Source organism: Variovorax jilinensis (assembly GCF_030316885.1).
GTDB lineage: Bacteria > Pseudomonadota > Gammaproteobacteria > Burkholderiales > Burkholderiaceae_C > Variovorax > Variovorax jilinensis.
Genome location: NZ_JASZYQ010000001.1, coordinates 349,653 through 365,638, shown reverse-complemented (window position 1 = coordinate 365,638; position 15,986 = coordinate 349,653). Strand labels below are relative to the sequence as shown.

Annotated in this window: 15 protein-coding genes; 5 read left to right on the top strand and 10 right to left on the bottom strand. The window is 69.0% G+C overall.

The window, feature by feature from the left end; genetic code table 11:
- Positions 1–2: 2 nt before the first annotated feature.
- The 5 genes from QTH87_RS01805 to QTH87_RS01785 all read right to left on the bottom strand — a co-directional run bounded on the left by QTH87_RS01805 (position 3) and on the right by QTH87_RS01785 (position 4,690).
- The gene (locus tag QTH87_RS01805; RefSeq protein ID WP_286606369.1) at positions 3–581 is read right to left on the bottom strand and encodes an NYN domain-containing protein; all 579 of its coding nucleotides are present in this window, start codon (positions 579–581) and stop codon (positions 3–5) included.
- Positions 548–862 carry an NYN domain-containing protein gene (locus QTH87_RS01800; protein WP_286606368.1) on the bottom strand — a complete coding sequence of 105 codons (315 nt, stop codon included), beginning with the start codon at positions 860–862 and terminating at the stop codon, positions 548–550. Before QTH87_RS01800 ends, QTH87_RS01805 begins: the two co-directional genes overlap by 34 nt.
- Positions 859–1,899, bottom strand: coding sequence for a dihydroorotase (pyrC, locus tag QTH87_RS01795; RefSeq protein WP_286606367.1), 1,041 nt, complete (start codon positions 1,897–1,899; stop codon positions 859–861). Before pyrC ends, QTH87_RS01800 begins: the two co-directional genes overlap by 4 nt.
- Positions 1,896–3,365, bottom strand: coding sequence for a UdgX family uracil-DNA binding protein (locus QTH87_RS01790; protein ID WP_286606366.1), 1,470 nt, complete (start codon positions 3,363–3,365; stop codon positions 1,896–1,898). Before QTH87_RS01790 ends, pyrC begins: the two co-directional genes overlap by 4 nt.
- A gap of 65 nt (positions 3,366–3,430) precedes the next feature.
- Positions 3,431–4,690: a putative DNA modification/repair radical SAM protein gene (locus QTH87_RS01785; protein WP_286606364.1), complete on the bottom strand. Its 1,260-nt coding sequence runs from the start codon at positions 4,688–4,690 to the stop codon at positions 3,431–3,433.
- 187 nt (positions 4,691–4,877) lie between these two features.
- Here QTH87_RS01785 and QTH87_RS01780 point away from each other — a divergent pair, with 187 nt between their 5' ends.
- The 4 genes from QTH87_RS01780 (at position 4,878) to QTH87_RS01765 (ending at position 10,019) form a co-directional block, all read left to right on the top strand.
- On the top strand, positions 4,878–6,800 hold the full coding sequence (locus tag QTH87_RS01780) for an acyl-CoA synthetase (protein WP_286606362.1): 1,923 nt from the start codon (positions 4,878–4,880) through the stop codon (positions 6,798–6,800).
- A 167-nt stretch (positions 6,801–6,967) separates the two neighbouring features.
- Positions 6,968–7,528 (top strand): TRAP transporter small permease, encoded by a 561-nt coding sequence (locus QTH87_RS01775; RefSeq protein ID WP_286606360.1) that lies wholly within the window; start codon positions 6,968–6,970, stop codon positions 7,526–7,528.
- Positions 7,525–8,823 (top strand): TRAP transporter large permease, encoded by a 1,299-nt coding sequence (locus tag QTH87_RS01770; protein WP_286606358.1) that lies wholly within the window; start codon positions 7,525–7,527, stop codon positions 8,821–8,823. Before QTH87_RS01775 ends, QTH87_RS01770 begins: the two co-directional genes overlap by 4 nt.
- A 164-nt stretch (positions 8,824–8,987) precedes the next feature.
- Complete coding sequence (locus tag QTH87_RS01765; protein ID WP_286606357.1) at positions 8,988–10,019, top strand: DctP family TRAP transporter solute-binding subunit; 1,032 nt, start codon at positions 8,988–8,990, stop codon at positions 10,017–10,019.
- 55 nt (positions 10,020–10,074) lie between these two features.
- Here QTH87_RS01765 and QTH87_RS01760 read toward each other — a convergent pair whose 3' ends face one another.
- From QTH87_RS01760 to QTH87_RS01740, 5 genes are all read right to left on the bottom strand, one after another.
- Positions 10,075–10,812, bottom strand: coding sequence for an amino acid ABC transporter ATP-binding protein (locus QTH87_RS01760; protein WP_286608002.1), 738 nt, complete (start codon positions 10,810–10,812; stop codon positions 10,075–10,077).
- Positions 10,813–10,836: 24 nt separating this feature from the next.
- The gene (locus QTH87_RS01755; RefSeq protein WP_286606356.1) at positions 10,837–11,502 is read right to left on the bottom strand and encodes an amino acid ABC transporter permease; all 666 of its coding nucleotides are present in this window, start codon (positions 11,500–11,502) and stop codon (positions 10,837–10,839) included.
- 1 nt (position 11,503) lies between these two features.
- A complete protein-coding gene (locus QTH87_RS01750) occupies positions 11,504–12,229 on the bottom strand; it encodes an amino acid ABC transporter permease (protein ID WP_286606355.1) in 726 nt (241 codons plus the stop codon).
- Between the two features lie 88 nt (positions 12,230–12,317).
- On the bottom strand, positions 12,318–13,220 hold the full coding sequence (locus QTH87_RS01745; protein ID WP_286606353.1) for a transporter substrate-binding domain-containing protein: 903 nt from the start codon (positions 13,218–13,220) through the stop codon (positions 12,318–12,320).
- Between the two features lie 272 nt (positions 13,221–13,492).
- Entirely contained in the window at positions 13,493–14,458 is a 966-nt protein-coding gene (locus QTH87_RS01740; RefSeq protein WP_286606352.1) for a LysR family transcriptional regulator, read from the bottom strand.
- A gap of 61 nt (positions 14,459–14,519) precedes the next feature.
- On the opposite strand from QTH87_RS01740, the gene QTH87_RS01735 reads away from it, so the two are divergent.
- Positions 14,520–15,974 carry an amidase gene (locus tag QTH87_RS01735; RefSeq protein ID WP_286608001.1) on the top strand — a complete coding sequence of 485 codons (1,455 nt, stop codon included), beginning with the start codon at positions 14,520–14,522 and terminating at the stop codon, positions 15,972–15,974.
- Positions 15,975–15,986: the final 12 nt, after the last annotated feature.

The following is a 15,986-nucleotide window of genomic DNA, read 5'->3' as shown; positions in this document are numbered from 1 at the left end:
GCTCAGGCGGGCATCGGCCCGACGTACTGCACCTTGTTGGGCGTCTTCTCGGGTGTCAGCAGGAACAGCTCGGGGTATTTCTTGAACAGCTTCGGCGAGCTGGCGCTCTTGCCGAGCAGCTGGGCGGCGCGCAGCCGCTCGGCCGCCACGTTGAGCTCGACCTTGTTGCCGATGCCGAGCTCCTCGATCGCCAGCAGGATGCGCAGCACTTCGTCCGGCAGGGCCGGCGTGCGCGCTGCCGGGGCGGTGGCGGCCTCGGCCTTGGGGCGCCCGGTCGCGCGAGCGGCGCGCTTGGCGGGTGCCCTGCTGGGGGCCGCAACGGGGGCGACAGCCGCTGGCCGGGTCGCTGCGGCCGCTGGGGCACGGGCCGCCGGTGCCACCGCCGGCGCGCGCACCTGCGCCGCGGCACGCGCGCGACCGGTGGAGGGTCGCGGCGAGGCATGGTGCTCGAGATCGACGAAGCTGTCGTAGACCGCCACCGTCTCTTCGCCGGTCTTGCCTTTCTGGCCGATGCCGCAGACACGGCAGCCCTTCTCGCGCAGCCGGATCACCAGCGGCGCGAAGTCGGAGTCGGACGACACCAGCACCACGAGATCGGGCCGCTCGGCGACGACGAGGTCGTGGCGTCGACCGCGAGAGCGATGTCGGTGCTGTTCTTGCCGGCCGAGAGGTTGACCATCGGCCGCATCGACCAGCGCTTGAACAGCGCATGCTGCTTGAGCGCGGTCTCGGCGTTGCAGTAGGCGCGACGCACGTGCACCGCGCCCTCTTCGGCCAGCAGGCGCTGCATGGCCTGGTCGATCACGTCGGCCGAGACGTTGTCGGCGTCGACCAGCACCATGACGCGCGCGGCGCGGTTCAAGCGAGCCTCCAGGCCAGCGTCTCGCCACCGCGCAGCGGCTTCAGCGTCGCGTCGCCATAGGGCACGGTCTCGGGCACGGTCCAGCTCTCGCGGCGCAGCGTGACGGTATCGGTGTTGCGCGGCAGGCCGTAGAAGTCGGCGCCGTGGAAGCTCGCGAAGCCTTCGAGCCGGTCGAGCGCACCGGCGTTGTCGAAGGCCTCGGCATAGAGCTCGATCGCGGTCAGCGCGGTGTAGCAGCCGGCGCAGCCCAGCGCGTGTTCCTTGAGGTGCGCCGGGTGCGGTGCGCTGTCGGTGCCGAGGAAGAAGCGGTCGCTGCCGCTGGTGGCCGCCTCGACCAGCGCCACGCGGTGGGTCTCGCGCTTGAGCACCGGCAGGCAGTAGTAGTGCGGCCGGATGCCGCCGGTGAAGATCGCGTTTCGGTTGTAGAGCAGGTGGTGCGCCGTGATCGTGGCGGCGGTGAACCGGTTCGCGTCGCGCACGTAGTGGGCGCCCTCCTTGGTGGTCAGGTGCTCGAACACCACCTTGAGCTCGGGGAAGTCGCGCCGCAGCGGAATCATCACGCGGTCGATGAACACCGCCTCGCGGTCGAACAGGTCGACCGCGGGGTCGGTCACCTCGCCGTGCACCAGCAGCAGCAGGCCGTGCTTCTGCATCGCCTCGAGCGTGGCGTAGGTCTTGCGCAGGTCGGTCACGCCGGCGTCGCTGTTGGTGGTGGCGCCGGCCGGGTAGAGCTTGAGCGCACGCACGCCGGCAGCGGCCGCGCGTGCGATTTCGTCGGGCGGCAGCTGGTCGGTCAGGTAGAGCGACATCACGGGCTCGAAGCGCAGGCCCGCGGGCACGGCCTCGAGGATGCGGGAACGGTAGGCGACGGCCTGCTCGGCGGTGGTCACCGGCGGGCGCAGGTTCGGCATGATCAGCGCGCGGCCGACCTGGCGCGCCGAGTGCGGCACCACGGCCTGCAGGGCGGCGCCATCGCGCACGTGGAGATGCCAGTCGTCGGGGCGGGTGATCGTGAGGGTGTCTGCGGGCTGGGTCATGGGCGCGATTGTCCCATCCGCGCCAGTGCCAGGTCCGCCAGCCAGCGCTGCCAGGCAGCGGGCCGTTCTTCGTCGGGCAGCCGCAGCAGCGCCGAGGGATGCAGCGTCACGAAGACCGGCAGGCCGTCGCTGCGTTCGTCGAGCCAGGCGCCGCGCTCGGACTGCACCGCGACCGGCCGCCCGAGCAAGGCCCGCGCTGCGGTGGCCCCCAGCGCCACCAGCGCCTGCGGGCGGACCAGCCGGATCTCGTGATCGAGCCACTGGCCGCAGGCCTCGGCCTCTCGCTGGCCCGGGGTCTTGTGCAGGCGCCGCTTGCCGCGCAGCTCGTACTTGAAATGCTTGACCGCATTGGCGAGGTAGAGCGAGTCGCGGGGCCAGCCGAGCTGCGCCAGGGCACGGTCGAGCAACTGCCCGGCCGGTCCGACGAAGGGCCGGCCCGCCAGGTCTTCCTGGTCGCCGGGCTGCTCGCCGACCAGCATGTGGCCCGGTGCCAGCGGCCCCTCGCCGCACACCGCCTGGGTGGCGAGCGCGCCGATCGGGCAGGCGCGGCAGGCCTGGGCACCGGCGCGCAATTCCTCCAGCGACAGGGGCACGGCTTGCGGCGACGGCGGCTGGGGATGCAGCGCGATCGGCGCCCGGATGCGGCGCGGCGCGGTCGGCGACGCCTCGACCATCGCGCGGCTGCGCACGGCCGCCTGCCGCGACAGCGGCTCGATCAGCGCGGCCTCGGGCAGGTTGTGCCAGTAGCGCCGCGGCATCTCGCGCCGCATCATCGCGAGCTTGAGACGGGCCGGATTGAAGATGTGGGCGTAGTAGGTGAGCCAGAGATGCTCGCCGGCATCCGGCGGCGGACGCTCGCGGCGATCGGCCGCGGGACCGAAGCGCAGCGCGCTGCCGTCCCACTCGACCGAGCCGCGCGGCGTCAGGATGGCCCAGCGCATCTGCGCGAAGCGGCGCGCGAAGAAGCCCGCGTTGGCTTCGACGATGTGGTGCGCCGGTTCGAACCAGGCGACATGGCGGTCGTCGGCCAGCCGCGTGAAGCGCACGAAGGCACGCATCTTGTGGATGTCGAGCTGCACCGCCTTGGCGAGCTGGCGCGCGCGCAGCATGTCGGCATCGAGCGGATCGTGGCGCAGGCCGGGCTCGTGCTGAAGGCGCCACAGCAGGCGGTACATCAAGGCGAAGCGTTGCGGCTCGGCATGCAGCAGCGCCTTCTCGCAGAGCGCGGCGAACTCGGCCGGCACGCGCACCGGCGGGGGCAGCGCCTCCGTCTCGCCCGGCGTGCCGCCGGAATCGGGGCCGGGCCCGCTCGCCGGTTGGTGCCACAGCGAACCGGTGGCGCCATCGCGGTCGGCGGCGCCGCATGACCACTCGATGCAGTGCGGCGCCACCTGCCGGGCGAGCAGACGCCGCGCCTCGCGCCGGAAGCCCTCGACGTCGACCGGTCCGTCGAGGTGGACGCGCACGCCCGCGGCGGGCGAGCCGGCAAGACCGTCCGCCGCGGCATGCTCGGGGCCGAACAGCGCGAGGGTCAGAACAGCACCTCCTGCAGCGGCTGCGCACGCACGCGCTGCGCCTCGGCCGCGAAGGCGCGCGGCGCCGGCCGGTGCCCGTCGACCAGCACGAAGGGCAGCACCTTGCGCGCCGGGACGTGCAGTCGCTGCAGGTCTTCGGCGCGCAGGCGGCGCACCCGGCGGGCCTGCAGGAGCCGCGCGACCGCCTTGCCGCCCAGCCCGGGCACGCGCAGCAGCATCTCGCGCGGCGCGCGGTTGAGGTCGACCGGAAACTGCGCCTCATGCGCAAGTGCCCACGCCAGCTTGGGATCGACATCGAGCCGCAGCAGGCCGTCGGGCTCGGCGACGATCTCGTGGTGCTCGAAGCCGTAGAAGCGCATCAGCCAGTCGGCCTGGTAGAGCCGGTGTTCGCGGATCAGCGGCGGCGCGCGCAGCGGCAGCGCCTTCGCGGCGTCGGGGATCGGGCTGAAGGCCGAGTAGTAGACGCGGCGCAGCCGGTAGGCGCCATAGAGGTTGGCGCTCGCGGCCAGGATGCCGCGGTCGTCGGTGGCGTCGGCGCCGACGATCATCTGCGTGCTCTGCCCCGCGGGTGCGAAGCGCGGTGGCGCCGCGGCCCTCGGCGCCGCCCCGGGCAGGGCGCGGATCGACGCCGCATCCTGCCGCTCCTCCTTCGCGGCGTCGATGCGGATGCGCAGGCCGGCCATCGAGCGCCGGATCGCGCCCGCGTTCTTCTCGGGCGCCAGCGCCTGCAGCCCGTCGGAAGTGGGCAGCTCCACGTTGATGCTGAGCCGGTCGGCGTAGAGGCCGGCCCGCGCGATCAGCTCGTCGCTCGCGTCGGGAATGGTCTTCAGGTGGATGTAGCCGCGGAAGTCATGGTCTTCCCGCAGCGCCCGCGCGACCTCGACCACCTGCTCCATCGTGTAGTCCGGCGACTTGACGATCCCGCTGGAGAGGAACAGGCCTTCGATGCAGTTGCGGCGATAGAAATCGAGCGTGAGCTGCACCACCTCGTCGACACGAAAGCGCGCCCGCGGCACATTGCTCGAGGCCCGGTTGATGCAGTAGAGGCAGTCGTACTGGCAATGGTTGGTGAGCAGGATCTTGAGCAGCGAGATGCAGCGGCCGTCGGGCGCATAGCTGTGGCAGATGCCGGCGCCCTCGGTCGAGCCGATGCCGCGGCCGCCGGTCGAGTCGCGCTGCTTCGTGCCGCTGGAGGCGCAGGAGGCGTCGTACTTGGCGGCATCGGCGAGGATGGCGAGCTTGCTTGAGAGGTCCACGGGGATACTGGATGAATAACCAGTGATTCTGCTCTCGCGTCGGCTGGCCAGCCATGTCTTTTGACGTGCAGCGAAGGTGTGACGCCCTCGTCTGCGTCCGCCAACGGCAGGTCGCAAGTCGCACGCGGTAGGCGCCGCGGCCCGCCCGGCGCATGATCGCGGTTCGACACTTGCAGGAGACAGGACCATGAACGCAGCGCCCTTCAGCGCATCGTTTCCGATTCGCAGCCTCGACGACGTCCGAAGGCTGGAAGCCACGCCTCTGGCCGAGGCGCTCACGGTGCGCAGCACCTACGAGATCTTCCGCAACGCGGCGGCAGCCTTCGGCGCCAGGCCCGCCCTGACCTTCCTGCGCAGCGGCAATCCGGCCGACGAGCCGATCCGCTGGTCCTATGCCGAGCTGCTGGCCGGCATCCACCAGACCGCGAACCTGCTGCATCGCCTGGGCGTCGGCCCGCAGGACGCGGTGGCGGTGCTGCTGCCGGGCTGCCTCGAGTACCACCTCGCGCTCTGGGGCGGCGCGGCGGCAGGCATCGCGCAGCCGCTCAACCCGCTGCTCACCGACGAGAAGCTGGTGTCGCTGATGACCGCGGGTCGCGCCAAGGTGCTGATCGCCTACGGCTCCGACGCCGAATCGGGCATGTGGTCGAAGGCGATGCGCCTGCGCAGCCAGGTGCCGACGCTCACCACGGTGCTGCGCGTGGCGCCTCACGACGAACCGGCCGGCAGCGCAGGCGACCTGCCCGAGGGCGTGGCGGACTTCGCGGTTGCGCGCGGCGCCGAGCCCGACGACCGCCTCGCGAGTGGTCGCGACATCGCCCCGGGCGACATCGCGGCCTACTTCCACACCGGCGGCACCACGGGCGCGCCCAAGCTCGCGCGCCACAGCCACGGCGCCCAGGTGTTCACGGCCTGGGCCAGCGTCAACATGACCGGCCAGGGTCCGGACGACCGCTCGATCAACGGCTATCCGCTGTTCCACGTGGCGGGCGTGCTGCCGGCATCGCTGGCCTCGCTGTCGGCCGGGGTCGAGGTGATCATCCCGACCACCGCGCTCCTGCGCAACAAGCAGGTGGTCGCGAACTACTGGCGACTGGTCGACAAGTACCGTCCGACCTCGCTGTCGGCCGTGCCCACGGTGCTTGCGGCGCTCGCCAACGTGCCGCTGGACGGCGCCGACATCTCCTCGATCAACTACTGCCGCACCGGTGCCGCGGTGCTGTCGCCCGAGCTCGCGGCGCGCTTCGAGCGCCTGTTCGGCCTGCACGTGCACGAAAGCCTCGGCATGACCGAGATGGCCGGCATTTCGACCATCACGCCGCCCGGCGTGGTCGGGCCCGCCGGCTGCGTCGGCTTTCCGCTGCCGTACGCGCAGCTGCGCATCGTGGCGCTCGACGACCACGGCAACGCGAGCGACCGCGACCTGCCCGCGGGCGAGCAGGGCATGGTGCTGTTCAAGTCGCCGAACCTGTTCTCGGGCTTCGTCGATCCGGCCGACGATGCCAAGGCCTTCACGGCCGAGGGCTGGCTCGCCACCGGCGACCTCGGCTGGCTCGACGCCGAAGGCAGGCTCAACCTCAGCGGCCGGTCCAAGGACCTCATCATCCGCAGCGGCCACAACATCGACCCCAAGACGATCGAGGACGCGCTCGGCGCCCACCCCGCGGTTCAGCTGTGCGCCGCGGTGGGCGCGCCCGACGCCTACGCGGGCGAACTGCCGGTGGTGTACGCGACCCTGGTGCCGGGCGCGGCGGCGAGCGAGGCCGAGCTGCTGGCCTTCACCGCCGGCCGGGTCGACGAGGCGCCCGCCAGGCCGCGCGCGGTGTACGTGATCCCCTCGATGCCGATGACCAACGTCGGCAAGATCTACAAGCCCGAGCTGCGCGCGATGGCGGCGCGCGAGGTGGCGACGGCGCTGGTCGACGAGGCCTGCACCGCGCTCGGCGGCATCGAGCCTGCGGCGCGCCCGCGCGTGCAGACCGATGGCGAGAGCGCGCTGCTGGTGCAGGTCGATGCCGCCCTGCTCGGCGCGCGCGCGGCCGAGGTGCAATTGCGCGTGCAGCAGGCGCTCGAGCGGCTGCCGTTCAGAACGCGCGTGCTGCCGGCCTGATTCCGGGCCGCGTACCGCTGCGGGCGGGCCACAGCTAAGGAAACCCCCGATAAGGAAATGGTCATGGATGGCTACCATCCAGGACTGTTCTCCCTGTCGAGGGTGTACGGATTGCACCCGGCGTCCGCCCGGTGACACGACGTGGCCCCACCTTCCTGCTCCCCGCGATGACCTCCCCCACCGAGTCCGGCCCCGTGCTGGACGCCGCCAGCCCCCTGCCCCCCGAACTTCCCGCCGCCGACGAGCCCACGCGCGTGCCGCTAGCGATCGAGGACTGGGCCACCGTCGTGATCATGGGTCTGCTGGCCTGCATCACCTTCGCCAACGTGCTGGTGCGCTACTTCACCGATTCCTCGTTCGCCTGGACCGAGGAGTTCTCGGTGTTCCTGATGATCCTGCTGGCGCTGGTCGCGGGCTCGGCCGCGGTCGCGCGCGACCGCCACATCCGCATCGAGTACTTCGCCGAGAGCGGCTCGATGGCGCGGCGCAAGCGTCTCGCCCAGTTCGGCGCGGCCATGGTCGGGCTGCTGTTCCTGCTCATCGGGGCGCTCAGCGTACGTATGGTCTGGGACGACTACCGCTACGAGGAAACCTCGCCGGGCATCGGCGTGCCGCAGTGGTGGTATTCGATCTGGCTGCCGATCGTCTCGTTCGGCATCGCGCTGCGCGCGCTCGGCCTGTTCATCCGTCGCGGCCGCAAGACCGACTACGGGGACTCGGCCCGATGATCCCGACGCTCCTGTTCGTCGCCTTCGTGGCGATGATGCTGCTCGGCGTGCCGATCGGCGCGGCGCTGGGCCTGGCGGGCGCGGCCTGCATCGCGCTGGCCAACGGCGACGCCCAGTGGTTCGGCCTCTTGGCCGTGCCGCAGAACTTCTTCGCCGGCCTCGGCAAGTACCCGCTGCTCGCGATCCCGATGTTCGTGCTGGTCGGCTCGATCTTCGACCGCTCGGGCGTGGCACTCAGGCTCGTGAACTTCGCGATCGCGATCGTCGGGCGCGGGCCCGGCATGCTGCCCCTGGTGGCGATCGTGGTGGCGATGTTCCTCGGCGGCATCTCGGGCTCGGGCCCCGCCAACGCGGCCGCGGTCGGCGCCGTGATGATCACCGCGATGTCGCGCGCGGGCTATCCGCCGGCGTTCTCGGCCAGCGTGGTTGGCGCGGCCGCTGCCACCGACATCCTGATCCCGCCTTCGGTGGCCTTCATCGTCTATTCGGTGCTGGTGCCCGGGGCCTCGGTGCCGGCGCTGTTCGCCGCCGGCATGGTGCCCGGCATCCTGGCCGGCGTGGCGCTGATCGTGCCGGCGGTCTGGATGGCGCGCTCGAACAAGATGGGCGCACTCGAATCGAGTCTGCCCCGGCCCGAACTTTGGAAGAGCTTCAAGGAAGCGACCTGGGGCCTCGCGGCACCGGTGCTGATCCTCGGCGGCATGCGCGCCGGCCTGTTCACGCCGACCGAGGCAGCCGTGGTGGCGGTGTTCTACGGCCTGTTCGTCGGCATGGCGATCCATCGCACGATCAAGGTGCGCGACCTGTTCGTGATCCTGCGCGAATCGGGTGAGCTGTCGGCCGTGATCCTGCTCGTGGTCTCGCTCGCGGGCATCTTCGCCTATTCGCTGTCGACGCTCGGCGTGATCGATCCGGTCACGCGCGCGATCGTGAATTCGGGCCTCGGCGAATACGGCGTGCTGTCGCTGCTGATCCTGATGCTGATCACGGTCGGCATGTTCCTCGACGGCGTCTCGATCTTCCTGATCTTCGTGCCGCTGCTGTGGCCGATCGTCCAGTATTACAAGTGGGACCCGGTCTGGTTCGGCGTCATCCTCACGCTCAAGGTGGCGCTGGGCCAGTTCACGCCGCCGCTGGCCGTGAACCTCATGGTGTCCTGCCGCATCGCGGGCGTGCGCATGGAAGAGACCGTGCGCTGGGTCGGCTGGATGCTGTTCGCGATGTTCCTGGTGATGGTGGCGGTGATCGTGTGGCCCGAGCTCGCGCTCTGGCTGCCGCGCAAGCTGGGGTATTGAGCTCACGCCCAGGTTGGCTCACTTCGTGTAGCCGCCCACCCCCTCGCCGGGGGCAATACCAGCGGCCCGGCAAAGCCGGTTCCGCGGTATTTCCCGCGAAGACCGGATGGTGCGCAAGTGGTGTTTTTTTGATAGTTGATCTATAGATTGAAGGAGACTGGTCCATGAAATTCCGTCGTTCCCTGATCGGCCTGCTGGCCGTCGCTGCCGCCCTCGGCGGCTTTTCGGTCGCCGCCACCGCGCAGACCTACAAGCCCGAATACAAGATGTCGCTGGTGCTGGGTCCGCCCACGCCGTGGGGCGAGGCCGGCCGCATCTGGGCCGAACTGGTCAAGGAGCGCACCCAGGGCCGCATCAACATCAAGCTCTATCCGGGCGTGTCGCTGATCCAGGGCGACCAGACGCGCGAGTTCAGCGCGCTGCGCCAGGGCGTGATCGACATGGCAGTCGGCTCGACCATCAACTGGTCGCCGCAGGTCAAGCAGCTCAACCTGTTCTCGATGCCCTTCCTGATGCCCGACTACGCGGCGGTCGACTCGCTCACGCAGGGCCCGGTCGGCAAGGAGATCTTCGCCACGCTCGACAAGGCCGGCGTGGTGCCGCTCGCCTGGGGCGAGAACGGCTTCCGCGAGGTCACGAACTCCAAGAAGCCGATCAAGTCGCCGGATGACCTGAAGGGCATGAAGATCCGCGTCGTCGGCTCGCCGATCTACGCCGACATGTTCAGCGCCATGGGCGCCAACCCGACCCAGATGAGCTGGGCCGACGCCCAGCCCGCGCTCGCGAGCGGCGCGGTCGACGGCCAGGAGAATCCGCTGTTCCTGTTCACGGTGCTCAAGATGCACACGGTCGGGCAGAAATACGTGACCACCTGGGGCTACGTCTGCGATCCGCTGGTGTTCGTCGTCAACAAGGACATCTGGGCCTCGTGGACGCCGGCCGACCAGGCCATCGTGCGCCAGGCAGCGATCGATGCCGGCAAGCAGAACATCGCGCTGTCGCGCAAGGGCCTCGTCGAAGCCGGCAAGCCGGTGCTGAAGGACATCGCCGCGATGGGCGTCACGGTGACCCAGCTGACCCCCGAGGAGCGCGCCGCCTTCGTGAAGGCCACGCGGCCGGTGTACGAGAAGTGGAAGCCGACGGTGGGCGCCGATCTGGTGACGAAGGCCGAGAAGGCGATTGCGGCGCGGAACTAGTCTCGAGCGCGGCCAGCCCCCCAGAAAGAAGCCCCGCATTGCGGGGCTTCTTGTTTCAGTGCTGCAGGATCTTGTTCAGGAAGTCCTTGGTCCGCGGCTGCCGGTTCTCCGGGTGCGAGAAGAACTCGTCCTTCGAGCAGTCCTCGAGGATGCGGCCGCCGACGTCGATGAAGATCACGCGGCTCGCCACCTTGCGTGCGAAGCCCATCTCGTGCGTGACCACCATCATGGTCATGCCTTCCTTGGCCAGCGCCACCATGACGTCGAGCACCTCGCCGACCATCTCGGGGTCGAGCGCGGAGGTCGGCTCGTCGAACAGCATCACGATCGGGTCCATGCTGAGCGCGCGCGCAATCGCTACGCGCTGCTGCTGGCCGCCCGAGAGCTGGCCCGGGAACTTGTCCTTGTGCGCCATCAGGCCCACGCGGTCGAGCATCTTGAGGCCGCGGGTCTTGGCCTCGTCGGCGCTGCGGCCGAGCACCTTGATCTGCGCGATCGTGAGGTTCTCGGTGACCGAGAGATGCGGGAACAGCTCGAAGTGCTGGAACACCATGCCGACCTTGGAGCGCAGCTTGGGCAGGTTGGTCTTGGGGTCGTGCAGCGGAATGCCGTTGACCGTGATCTCGCCCTTCTGGAAGGGCTCGAGCGCGTTCACGGTCTTGATCAGCGTGGACTTGCCCGAGCCCGAGGGCCCGCACACCACCACCACGTCGCCCTTGGCGATGCTCACCGAACACTCGTTGAGCACCTGCACGGGGCCATACCACTTGGAAACGTTCTTGATTTCGATCATTTTGTCGGACATGCGGGGTTCTCCTCAGCGGATGATGGCGATCTTCTTGTGCAGACGCTTCACGAACCACGAGAGCGAATAGCACAGCACGAAATAGGTCAGGGCGGCCAGCAGGTAGGCCTCCTCGGGACGGCCATAGTTCTTGCCCGCGGTGTCGAAGCCCTTGAACAGGTCGTAGGCGCCGATGGCATAGACCAGCGAGGTGTCCTGGAACAGGATGATGGTCTGCGTGAGCAGCACCGGCAGCATGTTGCGGAAGGCCTGCGGCAGGATCACGAGCTTCATGTTCTGGCCGTAGGTCATGCCGACGGCCTGGCCCGCGAAGACCTGCCCGCGCGGAATCGACTGGATGCCCGCGCGCATGATCTCGCTGAAGTAGGCGGCCTCGAACGCGATGAACGTGATGTAGGCCGAGTATTCCGCGCCGATCGGGCGCCCGATGATGGTCGGCACCAGCAGGAAGAACCAGAGGATCACCATCACGAGCGGGATGCTGCGCATGCCGTTGACGTAGATGGCGGCCGGCATCTCGAGCCACTTCTTGCCCGAGAGGCGCATGAGCGCGAGCAGGGTGCCGAGGATGATGCCGCCGATGGTCGCGACCACGGTCAGCATGACGCTGAAGTACAGGCCCTTGAGCAGGAAGCTGCTGACGACCGTCCAGCTGAAGAAGGAAAGATCGAGATTCATGTCAGTGGCCTCCCGTGCCGCCGGCGACGACGAAGCCCGGCACCCGGACCCGCTTCTCGACCCAGGCCATGATGCGGTTGATGGCCATTGCCGAGATCACGTAGAGGATCGTCACGGCCAGGTACATCTCGGACACGCGCGAGGTTTCCTCGCCCGCCTGCATCGCGAACTGGATCAGCTCGGGGATCGACACCGCGAAAGCCACCGACGAGTTCTTGAAGATGTTCATCGATTCGCTCGTGAGCGGCGGCAGGATGATCCGGTAGGCCATCGGCAGGATCACGTAGCGGTAGTACTGCGGCGTGGTGAAGCCCATCGCCATGCCCGCGTAGCGCTGGCCCTTGGGCAGTGCCTGGATGCCCGAGCGCAACTGCTCCGCGATCCGGGCTGAGGTGAAGAAGCCGAGCGCGAACACCACGAGGATGAAGGGCGGCAGGCCGGCCATGAAAGGCACCAGCTTGGGGACCACGTGGTACCAGATGAAGATCTGGACCAGCAGCGGAATGTTGCGGAACAGCTCGACCCAGGCGTTGCCGAGGCGGACCAGCCACGGGCTGTTGGGCAAGGTGCGGATCACCCCCACCATCGACCCGAGCACCAGCGCCACCACCAGCGAGGTCAGCGACACCGCGATCGTCCAGCCCCAGGCCGACACCAGCCATTGCCAATAGGTCGGTATCTTGCCGCCCGGGTCTTCCAGAAATACCTGCCAATCCCACTTTCCCATTTCCGCTCCTCGATGATTGTTGGAGGTGCCTCACAAGGCAAACGCCCGCCTGAAGTGGCGGGCGTTCGTCAAGCTGGCCCCGATCGGCTTACTTCTTTGCGTAGTCTTCCATCGGCTTGTTGTTGGGGTTGGCCCAGGCGGCCTTGGTGGCTTCCGACAGCGGCAGGCCGACCTTGGTGTTGGTCGGCGGGATCGGCTGCATGAACCACTTGTCGTAGAGCTTGGCGAGCGAGCCGTCGGCGATCTGGCGCTTGATGCTGTCGTCGACCGCCTTCTGGAAGGCCGGGTCGTCCTTGCGCAGCATGCAGGCGATGGGCTCGACCGACAGCGCTTCGCCGACGATCTTGAAATCGGCCGGGGCCTTCGACTTGGCGATGTTGCCGGCCAGGATCTGGCCATCCATCACGAAGGCATCGGCGCGGCCCGACTCGAGCAGCAGGAAGCTGTCGGCGTGGTCCTTGCCCATGACTTCCTTGAAGTCGATGCCCGTGGCGCGCTCGTTCTTGCGCAGGGTCTGGACCGAGGTGGTGCCGGTGGTCGTGGCGACGTTCTTGCCGTTCAGGTCCTTGATCGAGTTGATGCCCGAGTTGGCCTTGACCGCGATGCGCACTTCCTCGACGTAGGTGGTGTTGGCGAAGGCGACATCCTTCTGGCGCGTGGCGTTGTTGGTGGTCGAGCCGCATTCGAGGTCGACCGTGCCGTTCTGCACCAGCGGCACGCGGTTCTGCGAGGTGACGAGCTGCTCGTTGATCTTCAGTGCGGGCAGGCCGAGCTGCTTCTGGATGTCGGCCAGGATGTTGCGGGACATCTCGGTGTGGAAGCCGACGTACTTGCCGTCGCCGATCGTATAGGCCAGGGCACCCGAGGAGTCGCGAACACCCATCGTCACTGCGCCGGACGACTTGATCTTGGCCAGCGTGTCATTGGCCTGTGCGAATGCGCCGCCGGCGGCGAGCGCCATGATGGCCAGTGCCAATACTTGCTTCTTCATATAGAGACTCCTAATGCTGAGGGGATACACGAAATTCTAGACGTCCGCATTTTGCGTCATACCCGGACCAACCCGGTGCGCCGCGCACCTTCGGCGAGCACGACCGTGTTCCACCGGCACCGCACCGGCGCATCACGTCGCGGACCCTTCTCTCAAAGCACCCTTTGTGCCCGGAAAAAGGCTGGGCGGACTTTATTGGCACATTGCGCGACTGACCAATGCCGAATCCGGCAGACCGGATGTCGCCGCGTCATAGTTTGTGCACTGCAGCATCACGACAGGCTTCGGCCCGGACCCTGGCGCTGCTGCAGATAGGCCCACAGCGCATCGGCCGCGCCACTGCCGCTTCGAGCCGGCGACTTCGAGCCGGCGGCAGTGCCCGGTCGCTCGCGGTAGGCGCGGATCTCCATCGTGGCCTCGAGCCGGTCGATCTCGGGCGGCAGCGCACTCACGAGCGTGCGCGCCCGAACCTCCTTGCGCACCGCGCTCTGCGGCAGGAAGGCGATGCCGTGGCCTTCGAGCGCCATCACCTTGAGGCCCTCGGCCATGTCGGTCTCGTAGACCCGGTCGAGATGGATCGCCGTGCCCGACTCCTTGAGCAGCAGGTCGACCACGCGGCCGAGGTAGGCGCCGGGCGCGTAGCCCAGATAGGGCAGCGGCTGGCCGGCGCGGCCGGGCAGCCGGTAGCGCGGTGCGCCGTCGGCATCGGGCTTGACCCAGGGCGCCACGACTTCCTCGCCGAGGCTCACCATCTCGTAGCGGTTGGCATCGAGCGGCAACGGCTGCGAGGCGTGGTGATAGGAGATCAGCAGGTCGCAGCTGCCCTCCACCAGGCGCAGCGCCGCATCGTGCACGTTGAGCGCGATGAGCCGCGTCTTCATCGGACCGAACTGCTCGCGCAGGCTGGTGATCCAGGCGGGAAAGAAGGTGAAGGCCAGCGTGTGCGGGATCGCGAACTCGATCACGTCCTGCGCCGCGGCCGAATGGCCGCGCAGCATCGCGCGCGTGCTCTGCAGCGCCTGCAGCATCTCGATCGCCTGGCCGTACAGCGTCTGGCCGGCCGGCGTGAGACGCGTCGGATACGAGCTGCGGTCGACGAGATCGGTACCGGCCCAGCCTTCGAGCGCCTGGATGCGGCGCGAGAAGGCGGGCTGCGTCACATGGCGCAATTGGGCCGAACGGCTGAAGCTGCGGGTTTCCGCAAGGCTGACGAAGTCTTCGAGCCACTTGGTTTCCATGGGGGGCGATTATGCGAGCGCTGCGACATACTTTCCATTCGCCTCGCGACACGGTTCCATGATGAATTCACACGACCTGCCCGGCCTCGATGCCACCACGCTTTCGCGCCTCATCGCAGCCCGCGAGATCTCCTGCCGCGAACTCATGGCGGCTTCGCTCGCGCGCATCGACGCACTCAATCCGCGCTTCAACGCCATCGTCTCGCTGCGTGATCCTCGGCAGCTGCTGGCCGAGGCCGACGCGCGCGATGCACAGCTCGCCCGCGGCGAGCGCATGGGCTGGATGCACGGCTTCCCGCTCGCAGTGAAGGACCTGAGCCACGCCGCGGGCCTGCCGACCTCGATGGGTTCGCCGATCGCACCGCGCACGCCGGCACGCACCGACAGCCTGCACGTGGCGCGCATGCGGGCCGCGGGCGCGATCGTCATCGGCAAGACCAACACGCCCGAATTCGGGCTCGGCTCTCACACCTACAACACGGTCTTCGGCACCACGCTGAATGCCTACGACCCCGCCCTGAGCGCCGGCGGCAGCAGCGGCGGCGCGGCCGTGGCGCTCGCGCTCGGCATGGTGCCGGTGGCCGACGGCAGCGACATGGGCGGCTCGCTGCGCAACCCGGCCGCGTTCAACAACGTAGTCGGCCTGCGGCCCTCGCGCGGCCGCGTGCCGGGCGCGCCCGAGGACGAGCTGTTCCTGCAGCAGCTCGGCACCGAGGGCCCGATGGCGCGCACGGTGGAAGACGCCGCCCGACTGCTCGCGGTGCAGGCCGGCTTCGATGCCCGCCTGCCGCTGTCGCTGTCCGACGCCCTGCCCTCGCCCGACGCGCTCCGGCTCGATGATGGCGATGCCAGGGGCCTGCGCATCGGCTGGCTCGGCAGCGTGTGGCCCGACCTGCCGCTCGCGCCGGGCATCCGCGAGCTGTGCGAACGCTCGCTGCAGACCTTCCGCGACCTCGGCTGCGAGGTCGAGCCGCACCAGCTAGACGTGCCGCGCGCGCAGAACTGGACCGCCTGGCTGCGGCTGCGGCAGTTGCTGGTCGGCGGCAAGCTCGGTGCGGCGCATGCCGATCCGGCGCTGCGCGACAAGCTCAAGCCCGAGGCACGCTGGGAGATCGAGCAGAGCCACGAGCTCGACGCCGCGGCGCTCTACCAGGCATCGCTCTATCGATCGAACGTATACCGCGCCTTCCTGCGCGCATTCGAGCGCTTCGACTTCGTGGTGGCGCCGACCGCGCAGGTCTTCCCCTTCGATGCGCGGCTGCCGTGGCCGACCTCGGTCGACGGTGTCGAAAGCGACACCTACCACCACTGGATGGAGATCGTCACGCCCTTCACGCTCGCTGGCCTTCCGACGCTCAACGTGCGGGCTGGCTTCAGTGGCGACGGCCTGCCGATGGGCCTGCAGATCGCGGGGCCCGTGCACGCAGACCTGGCGGTGCTGCGGCTGGGACATGCGTACGACCTCGCATGCGGCTGGGGCGAGCGGCGCCCGCCGGTGCTGGAGCAGGCGGCCTGATCGCGCCGGTCG